The following is a 2,414-nucleotide window of genomic DNA, read 5'->3' as shown; positions in this document are numbered from 1 at the left end:
CAGATGAGTTTCGGTTTAAAGGAGCCAGGTGCTGGATTTAACGCTAAAGAAGTTAAAATGAACTTCCACTATGCTTCACTGCAGGAGACTCAGATGCTGACTGCCTACGAGCGTTTGCTGCTCGATGCATTGAACGGTGATGCAACCCTGTTTGCGCGCACCGACGCAGTAGAGGCTTGTTGGAAGTATGTACAGCCGATTTTAGACTTTAAACAAGATCCGCAAGCCCTGTTTGGGTACGCTTGTGGAACGTGGGGACCAAAAGAGTCTGACGATTTGTTACAACGTGACGGTCGCGCTTGGCGTTTCCCATGCAAAAACCTAACTGATACGGATTACTGCGAACTATGATTAATCACAAGATTTTTCAAACAGCTGAACAAGTTGTAATTAGCCTAGCCGACGACATGAAAGCGTTTAGCGAGCTCGGTCGCCCTGTTCATATCTCTCTTTCCGGTGGCAGCACGCCGAAAATGCTATTTAAGCTACTGGCACAAGCGCCTTACGCGGAAAACATCCAATGGAACAATCTTCACTTTTGGTGGGGAGACGAACGCTGCGTTGATCCGGAACTGCCTCACTATTCCCTGGCCAAACTAACTACAATGATGAGAACCTATCCGTGTTAGCTTCTCACCCAGAGTCAGGCCAAATTCGCGTATCTAAGACAGCTAAAGTCTTAGAAGCAGCTAAACGCATCAGCTACCTTGTGCTTGGCGCAGGGAAAGTTGATATCGTACACGAAATTCATACTACTCCAGCGGATGAACTGCCTTACCCGGCAGCTAAGATCCAGTCTAAAACTGGTGCAACGGAGTGGTACTTAGATTCAGACGCAGCAGCAAAAATCGCTTAATGCGAGCGTCCAAATAGGAAAATTGGAGATAAACAATGAAAGGTGATATCGGTGTAATTGGCCTAGCGGTTATGGGTCAAAACCTTATCCTAAACATGAATGACCACGGCTTTAAAGTAGTGGCACACAACCGTACTGCTGCGAAAGTAGATGAATTCCTTGAAGGCCCAGCAAAAGGCACCAACATCATCGGTGCTTACTCTCTTGAAGAGTTAGTAGAGAAGCTAGAATCACCACGTAAAGTGATGCTAATGGTTCGTGCAGGTGACGTTGTTGATAAGTTTATTGAAGCGCTAGTGCCGCTGCTAGACAAAGGTGACATCATTATCGATGGTGGTAACACTAACTTCCCTGATACTAACCGTCGTGTTGCTGCTCTACGAGAGAAAGGCATTCACTTTATCGGTACAGGTGTTTCTGGTGGTGAAGAAGGCGCACGTTTTGGGCCGTCTATTATGCCTGGTGGTTCAGCTGAAGCATGGGAAGCGGTTAAACCTATCTTCCAAGGTATTTCGGCAAAAACTGATGCTGGCGAGCCTTGTTGTGACTGGGTTGGTAACGATGGTGCGGGTCACTTCGTTAAGATGGTACACAACGGTATCGAGTACGGTGACATGCAGCTTATTACTGAAGCTTACCAGTTTATGAAAGATGGTCTGGGTATGTCAGCAGACGAAATGCAAGCTGTGTTTGCCGACTGGAACAAAACAGAGCTAGACAGCTACTTAGTTGAAATTACCGCAGACATTCTAGGCTATAAAGATCAAGACGGTGAGCCTCTAGTTGAGAAGATCCTAGATACAGCTGGGCAAAAAGGTACTGGTAAGTGGACAGGTATCAACGCACTAGACCTAGGCATTCCTCTAACTCTGATCTCTGAGTCAGTATTCTCGCGCTGCCTATCTGCACTTAAAGAGCAACGTGTGGAAGCGGAATCTCTGTTTGGTAAAACAATCACACCGGTAGAAGGAGATAAGCAAGAGTGGGTTGATGCCCTTCGCCAAGCACTTCTTGCATCTAAGATCATCTCTTACGCTCAAGGCTTTATGCTGATGCGCGAAGCGTCAAACGAGAACGGTTGGGACCTAAACTACGGTAACGTTGCCCTGATGTGGCGTGGTGGCTGTATCATCCGTAGTGCATTCCTAGGCAACATTCGTGATGCGTACGAAGCAAACCCAGACATCGCGTTCCTAGGTTCAGACGACTACTTCAAAGGCATTTTACAAAATAGCCTAGCTGCGTGGCGTAAAGTTGCTGCTAAGTCGCTAGAATCAGGCATCCCTATGCCTTGTACTATCTCGGCCCTATCGTTCCTTGATGGTTACACGACTGCGCGTTTGCCTGCGAACCTGCTTCAAGCTCAACGTGACTACTTCGGTGCCCACACTTATGAACGTATCGATCGTCCACGTGGTGAGTTTTTCCATACCAATTGGACGGGTACAGGCGGCGACACTGCATCGACGACTTACGACGTATAGCAAAAAGGATGAGTTAGGTATTTATTCATACCTACGGCTCATACCATAATATTTATCCTACGGAGGATGTTAAC

At 47.1% G+C, this 2,414-nt stretch carries 1 protein-coding gene and 2 pseudogenes; all 3 read left to right on the top strand.

What is annotated here, in order from left to right:
• Positions 1–351 (top strand): annotated as a pseudogene (locus tag QTO00_RS19165) (glucose-6-phosphate dehydrogenase); the annotation flags it as partial.
• Positions 348–856 (top strand): annotated as a pseudogene (locus tag QTO00_RS19160) (6-phosphogluconolactonase). The pseudogenes QTO00_RS19165 and QTO00_RS19160, both read left to right, overlap by 4 nt.
• Positions 857–891: 35 nt before the next feature.
• Positions 892–2,340 (top strand): decarboxylating NADP(+)-dependent phosphogluconate dehydrogenase, encoded by a 1,449-nt coding sequence (gene gnd, locus QTO00_RS19155; RefSeq protein WP_331426169.1) that lies wholly within the window; start codon positions 892–894, stop codon positions 2,338–2,340.
• Positions 2,341–2,414 lie beyond the last annotated feature (74 nt).

Origin of the sequence: Vibrio sp. M260118 (genome assembly GCF_036533755.1) — a bacterium.
GTDB lineage: Bacteria > Pseudomonadota > Gammaproteobacteria > Enterobacterales > Vibrionaceae > Vibrio.
This window is presented reverse-complemented; position numbering and strand designations above follow the sequence as displayed.

Coding starts and splice junctions, on each gene's coding strand:
- gnd (WP_331426169.1), top strand. CDS start 892: ATGAAAGGTGATATCGGTGTAATTGGCCTAGCGGTTATGGGTCAAAAC.